Consider the following 6936-nt stretch of genomic DNA (forward strand, 5'->3'; position numbering starts at 1 on the left):
ACACAGGGAAGCGCTTGCGTATGACGGTCAAAATCGCAATTCTCTCGGGCGATGGGATTGGCCCCGAGATCGTCGCCGAGGCGATAAAAGTCATCGGTTGCTTGCGCAAGCACTATGGCTTTCAGGTGGAGTTGGAAGAAGCCCAGATCGGTGGGGCTGCGGTGGATACTAGCGGCGAACCGCTGCCGGAGGCGACGTTGCGGCTGGCTCGCCAGGCCGATGCGATCCTGCTGGGAGCGGTCGGTGGGCCAAAGTGGGAGACCCTCGAGCGGCGCCGCCGACCGGAGCAAGGGCTGCTTGCCATCCGCTCGGCGCTTGGTTTGTTTGGCAATTTGCGCCCCGCCATCCTTTATGCGGAACTGGCCGGAGCCTCGACTCTGCGACCCGAAATCGTAGCGGATTTGGACATCCTGATCGTCCGGGAGTTAACCGGGGGTATTTATTTCGGCGAGCCCCGCGGGGTGCGCACCTCCGGTACGGGTGAGCGAGAGGCGTACAATACGCTGCTCTACCGGGAATCGGAAATCGTGCGCATCGCGCGGCTGGCGTTCGAGATCGCCGGTAAACGCGACGCTCGCCTGTGCTCCGTGGACAAGGCCAACGTTCTGGAGTCGAGCGGACTCTGGCGCGAAGTGGTCACGCAGCTTTCGGGCGAATACCCTCAGGTCGAGCTCTCGCATCTCTACGTGGACAATGCGGCGATGCAATTGGTGCGCGCCCCCAAGCAGTTCGATGTCATCGTCACCGGTAATCTGTTCGGGGACATTCTCTCGGACTGTGCCGCCATGCTGACCGGTTCCATCGGTATGCTGCCATCGGCCGCGCTGGACGAGCGGGGCAAGGGAATGTACGAGCCGGTCCACGGTTCGGCGCCGGACATTGCTGGGCGGGATGTGGCCAATCCGCTCGCCACCATTCTTTCTCTAGCGATGATGCTTCGCTACAGCCTCAACCAAGCAGTGTTGGCCGAGCGGGTGGAAAGCGCAGTCCGGTGTGTGCTTGCCGAGGGTTATCGCACGGCGGACATCCACACCGCCGGGACACGTCGGGTGGGGACCCGGGAGATGGGCGAGGCGGTCACCGCCGCATTGCGCGCGGTGGCCTCCTGATCGTCGGTATAGTCGCCATTCTGACTAGTAACGCGACAAGGTAGCAACTTTATGAAGCGTATTGGATTCGTCGGCTGGCGCGGCATGGTGGGTTCGGTCCTCATGCAGCGGATGCGTGAGGAAAACGACTTCACGGCCATTGCGCCCGAGTTTTTCTCCACTTCCCAAGTCGGCCGGCCGGGACCGGATGTGGGCCGTGAGGTGCCCACAGTCAAAGACGCCCATGATTTGAACGCCTTACAGGCGCTGGATGCCATCATCACGTGTCAGGGTGGTACCTACACCGAGGCAGTCTATCGCGAACTACGCGCGACGGGCTGGAACGGTTATTGGATCGACGCTGCCTCTACGCTGCGCATGCAGGAAGACAGCGTGATCATCCTGGACCCGGTCAACCGGGCGGTCATCGACCGCGCCCGCGCGGCTGGGGTCAAGACCTTCGTCGGCGGCAATTGCACGGTGAGCCTTATGTTGATGGGCATCGGCGGCTTGCTGCACCATGATTTGGTGGAGTGGATCAGCCCGATGACCTACCAGGCGGCTTCCGGCGCCGGGGCTCAACATATGCGGGAGCTGATCCAGCAAATGGGGTTTTTGCATAGTGCGGCCGATCGATTGTTGGACGATCCGGCTAGTGCGATTTTGGAAATCGATCGGGCTGTCTCCGAAGCACTGCGTAGCGAGAATTATCCGCGCGAGCATTTTGGTGTCCCGCTCGCCGGCAGCCTGATTCCGTGGATTGATCGGGCGATGGATTCTGGGCAAAGCCGCGAGGAATGGAAGGCCGGTGCCGAGACCAACAAAATTCTCGCTCGTCAGACGAATCCTATTCCCATTGATGGTGTATGTGTGCGTACCGCTGCGATGCGCTCGCATTGCCAAGCGCTGACGATCAAGCTGCGCCAGGATGTGCCCATCAATGAGATTGAGGAGATCCTGGCGCAGGCGAACGACTGGGTGCGGGTGGTGCCTAACGAGCCTGAGGCATCGAAGCGTGAACTCACCCCGGTGGCCGTAACGGGTACGCTCACCGTGACGGTGGGCCGGCTGCGTAAGCTCGCCATGGGGCCGCACTACCTGGCGGCTTTTACCGCCGGCGACCAGCTCCTGTGGGGTGCGGCTGAACCGCTGCGGCGCATGCTGCGGATCCTGCTCGAGGAGTAAACGGTACCTGGCCGTCTCTGCCCCTTGGGTTGACCGTGTTACGGGCAGCGCTGCGCGGTGGCTGCCTTGCAGAAGATCCCCTTTGGTTGTCAAAGCTGCGAACCAGGTCGAAGTTTTCGGCCGGTTAATACGGCATAAAGACAATCGAAACTCCGCTTGCTGGGCACGTCAGGCATACAGCGTGCCCACGGTTGGAATGAGAGGCAATAGGGGATTTCCATGGCTCGGAAGCTGGCATCCGCGTTGATGGCTGCGTTGATGGGGGCCCCGCCGTCGACCATGGCGCTGGGTCTCGGTAAGCTCGATGCAAATTCCGCCTTGAATGAGCCGTTGTTAGCCCGAATTCCGTTGCTGTCGGTAGGGGGCAACGATGTCGCTTCGGTCCGCGTCTCCCTCGCCTCGCCGGCTGCCTTCGAGCACGCCGGCTTGGCGCGCCCTTATTATCTTTCCAGACTAAAATTCGAAATCAAAGAAGTGGATGGGGAGCACTATATTCTCATCTCGACCGAGCAAGCCATCAAGGAGCCATTCCTGGATTTTCTGCTCAATGTGCGTTGGCCACAGGGTAACCTCCAACGCGAATATACGGTGTTACTGGATCCACCGAAGTACTCGGTAGGCGAGCCGCCCGCTACAGTGGGCAGTAATCATGTGAGCGCTACCCAGGCAGGGTTGCAAAACACGAATCCCTCACCGTCGCAGGCGCCGACAAAGGGCGCTGTTGCCGGTGAACGGGCGAACCGGTCAACTCGCTATGGCCCTGTGCAAGCCAACCAGACACTCTGGGGTATTGCCGAGGAAGTTCGCCCATCCCATGGGGTCACCGTCTACCAGACGATGCAAGCGATTCTGCTCGCCAACCCGGAAGCGTTCATTGATGGCAACATCAACGCCCTAATGAAAGGGGCGGTGCTGCGTGTGCCGCCACGCGCAGAAATTGTCAGTATCGATGCCCACCAGGCGACGCTGCAATTGCAGGAGCAGCTTGCCCGCTGGCAGATGAGTCACTCAAGTGGGGGTTCCACGACGCCGCCAGCACAAGCCCGTGCCCAGGCGACCGCTATGGGGCAAGGTGAAGTCGGTACGGCTGAGGCACCCATTCCGCCAACCCCGCTAGCGAAGGGGCGTTTGCATGTGGTGGCCGCGAGCGAGGACACCGAAACGCACGCAACCGTAGCGCTTGCCGATCAGGCGTTGGCACCGACACAGCAGAACATCCTGCGGCTGCAGCAGCAGCTTGCCCTGGTGGCTGAGCGCAATGCCAATCTGGCCTCCGCCAACGAGCGACTCCAACAGCAGGCGAGCTCGCTGAAAAAAGAACTGACCGATTTAAACGGTAATGTGCCGCTCGATGAAGCTGTTCCATTGCCCGGCGCCGAATCGGTGACAAAACAAGGGGGCGAGGCGACAAGCGGAGCACAGCAAGCAAGCGCCGTCGATCCAGGCGGTGAGGCCGCTTCCGCGGGCGCTTCTGGGATGCCGTCGTCCAGTCATTTGGAAACGACCGAGCATGCGGCCAACGGCCGGAGTGCGGTGCTTGGTACCAGTGGCTCGGGTGGATCGCAGCCGACGGCTGTGGCGGACAATACCAAAAGCGAGTTGGATTCAAGCCGCGCTGAACCAGAGGCTGCCGCCAATCCGCAGAGCGATTCTTCGCTCAAAGCGCGGCTTTTGGCCTATTTGTCGCTGGATGCCAAGCGGATTGGCTTGCTTGGTGTGGGTTTGCTGTTGGTGCTGATGCTGCTATGGGCGCTTCGCCGCCGGAGTGCGGCGGCTCGGCGCCACGCGCTTCCGCCAGAAGCGCCTAGTTCGGTCGGAACGCGGGCAGTAACGAGTGTTGAGCCGGCCGGTACCAGAGCGAATCTTGGCCGCGCTGATGTGCAGGCGCAGGCAGGCTCGGCGGTAGAGGAGAGCAATTCGCTCGATGAGGCCGAGGCTTATATCGCATACGGCCACTATGATCGGGCGCAGGAGCTTCTGGATCATGCCTTGGGCGAGCATCCCGATAACCGGGAGCTCCGGTTGAAACTGCTCGAAGTTCTAGCGGCACAAGGCGATCGCGGTGGTTTCGAGGCCGAGGCACAGGTGCTACATACGCAGCTTGCCGACGAGGCAGATCCACACTGGCAACAGGCAATCCAGTTGGCTCGGCGTATTGCTCCCGACCATCCGCTATTCAACGACACGCTGTCGTTTGAGACAGCAACGGGAACCACGGGAGCACAGCCTGAACAGGGGGAACGCGCTGCCGCAGCAACCACGGCCAAGTCGACGGACACGCCAATGGCGCAGGTGCAGGCTACAGAAGCCGACTTCGAGCTCAGCATAAGCGAACTGGCACTGGATCACTCCGGTAACTCGGGCGAAGCAGGGCGGCAGCCGACCGCTGAGCGCCAGGAGAGCGCTGTTCTCGAGTTTGATTTGGGTGAGATCGAGGCGTTTGCATCACAACGCGCGCAGGCGGCGGCATCCGCCTCCTCCTCCGCCGAGGACTCGGCGGATGATGGGTTGGGCTCGCTGGATTTCTCCCTGTCCGAGGATTGGGCGGCTCAGTCGGAGAGCATTTCGGAGAAAGACGGCGACGATGACCAGGACGTACCGCAGCGCAATGATTTCACCTTGCAAAACGAGCTTGATCCGGAAGATGAGCGTGCGGCGAAAACACCGGAGGATTCGATGGGCTCGGACGAGGTGGGCACCAAGCTCGATCTGGCGCGTGCCTACCTGGATATGGGCGATATGGCTGGGGCGCGAAGCCTTCTCAGCGAAGTCGTCACGGAAGGCAATACGGCTCAGCAGAGTGAGGCGCAGGACTTGTTACGGCGGGTCGGATGAATATGATCGCTTGCCGTGGTATCAAGGTGGTAGGCCTTTGCGCGATGCAGGTCTTAGTGGAACAGACCTGGTGTTTGTTCATACCATTTTCCAGCCGGGTCGAGGCGTGCAGCGACGGTCGCTGAGCGTGGCCGCTGCGTTGAATCGATCGGTTGGTTCCATATCGCCGCGGTGGTGTTCGACTGCTCATTTACTCTCACCGGTTGTTTAAGCTCGCCGAGATCTCTGCCTCACCGGCTTCCCATGGCCACCTATTCCGTGCATTCTGCGCAAGCAACGCTTCTTTTGAATTTAAATTTAGCGGGCGGTCTGTTTCCCATGCGTGTTGCGCTTGGCATTGAATATGACGGCAGCCGGTTCAGCGGCTGGCAACGCCAATCGCACAGACTTTCCGTGCAGGTGGCATTGGAAGAGGCGCTGTCACGGGTGGCCGACCACCCGGTCACCGTGACCTGCGCGGGGCGCACCGACGCGGGTGTCCATGCCACTCACCAGGTCATTCATTTCGATACCACCGCGCCGCGTCCGTCGCGGGCCTGGGTCCGGGGCGTGAACTCTAATCTGCCGGGTGACATTCGGATAACCTGGGTACGTGCGGTGCCGCAGGTCTTTCACGCCCGATTCGCCGCTACGGCTCGCAGCTACCGTTATGTGATTCTGTCCCGAGCGGTGCCGCCAGCGCTCCACCGCCGGCGGGTGGCGTGGACTTACCGCCCGCTCCAGCTCTCCGCGATGCGTGTCGCGGCGCAATACCTGTTGGGCGAGCATGATTTCTCCTCCTACCGGGCGCTGGCCTGCCAGGCGCGCCACCCCGTGCGTACGGTGCATCGCCTAGACATTACCCGCTGCGGGGATTACTTCTATGTCGACGTAACGGCCAATGCGTTCCTGCATCACATGGTGCGTAACATCGCTGGGGTGCTGCTCAGCATCGGTTCCGGCGCACGGCCGCCGCAGTGGTCGTGGGAGATTCTGCAAGCCCGGGATCGAACGGCCGGCGGTGTTACCGCGCCGGCAGGAGGGCTTTATCTAGTCGCGGTGCGCTACCCGACTCAGTTCGCTATCCCCGAACGCGGCGAGCTTCCGGTTTTTGCGTGACCCTCGCTGGCAGGGTACCATTACGCATCTCCTCGAATCACAGGTCTTGGCTCGATCCATACGGGGCCCCGCGGTTGCGTACACGCATTAAAATTTGCGGACTGACCCATCCGGATACCGCTGTTGCGGCCGCACAGCTGGGTGTCGATGCTGTTGGGCTGGTTTTCTATGAGCGTAGCCCGCGGCGGTTATCATTACGCTGTGCCCGTGAAATCGTCGCGGCGCTGCCGCCGTTCGTAACCGTGGTCGGGCTTTTCCTCGATGCGCCAGCGGCGCAGGTGGAAGAGGTTCTCGCGAGCGTAGCGCTGGACGTGCTGCAATTCCATGGCGCCGAGGAGCACGCCTATTGCGTGCAGTTCCGCCGCCCTTATATCAAGGCTGTGCCCATGGGTGGGGCTATTGATCCGGTCGCTTATGTTCGCACCTATCCGGATGCCGCCGGTTTGCTACTGGACAGCCACCGCCTCGGTCAAGCCGGCGGCAGCGGCCAGGCCTTCGATTGGCAACAGGTGTCCCAGGATTTGGGGCGCCCCATCGTGTTAGCCGGGGGGTTGCATGCCGGCAATGTCGCAGCGGCGATCACGGCAACACGTCCTTGGGGCGTGGATGTCAGCAGTGGGGTAGAGGCAAGACCTGGGGTCAAGGACCCCGCGCTCATGAGCGCATTTGTCAAAGAGGTTGCTCGTGTCCAAGGTGGCTATGTCGAGTAAGGTATCGATCGATACAGCGG

General features: G+C 61.5%; 5 protein-coding genes. All 5 read left to right on the top strand.

Going from position 1 to position 6936, the window contains the following annotated elements:
* The first annotated feature begins 20 nt into the window (after positions 1-20).
* The 5 genes from leuB (at position 21) to NB231_RS00960 (ending at position 6916) form a co-directional block, all read left to right on the top strand.
* Positions 21-1109 carry a 3-isopropylmalate dehydrogenase gene (gene leuB, locus NB231_RS00940; protein ID WP_004998938.1) on the top strand — a complete coding sequence of 363 codons (1089 nt, stop codon included), beginning with the start codon at positions 21-23 and terminating at the stop codon, positions 1107-1109.
* 51 nt (positions 1110-1160) lie between these two features.
* The gene (gene asd, locus NB231_RS00945; RefSeq protein ID WP_004998940.1) at positions 1161-2273 is read left to right on the top strand and encodes an aspartate-semialdehyde dehydrogenase; all 1113 of its coding nucleotides are present in this window, start codon (positions 1161-1163) and stop codon (positions 2271-2273) included.
* A 219-nt stretch (positions 2274-2492) separates the two neighbouring features.
* On the top strand, positions 2493-5108 hold the full coding sequence (locus NB231_RS00950; RefSeq protein WP_004998941.1) for a FimV/HubP family polar landmark protein: 2616 nt from the start codon (positions 2493-2495) through the stop codon (positions 5106-5108).
* 318 nt (positions 5109-5426) lie between these two features.
* Complete coding sequence (gene truA / locus NB231_RS00955; protein ID WP_040662725.1) at positions 5427-6206, top strand: tRNA pseudouridine(38-40) synthase TruA; 780 nt, start codon at positions 5427-5429, stop codon at positions 6204-6206.
* Positions 6207-6280: 74 nt separating this feature from the next.
* Positions 6281-6916, top strand: coding sequence for a phosphoribosylanthranilate isomerase (locus NB231_RS00960; protein WP_004998952.1), 636 nt, complete (start codon positions 6281-6283; stop codon positions 6914-6916).
* Positions 6917-6936 lie beyond the last annotated feature (20 nt).

The sequence above is a fragment of the Nitrococcus mobilis Nb-231 genome, from assembly GCF_000153205.1.
GTDB classification, from domain to species: domain Bacteria; phylum Pseudomonadota; class Gammaproteobacteria; order Nitrococcales; family Nitrococcaceae; genus Nitrococcus; species Nitrococcus mobilis.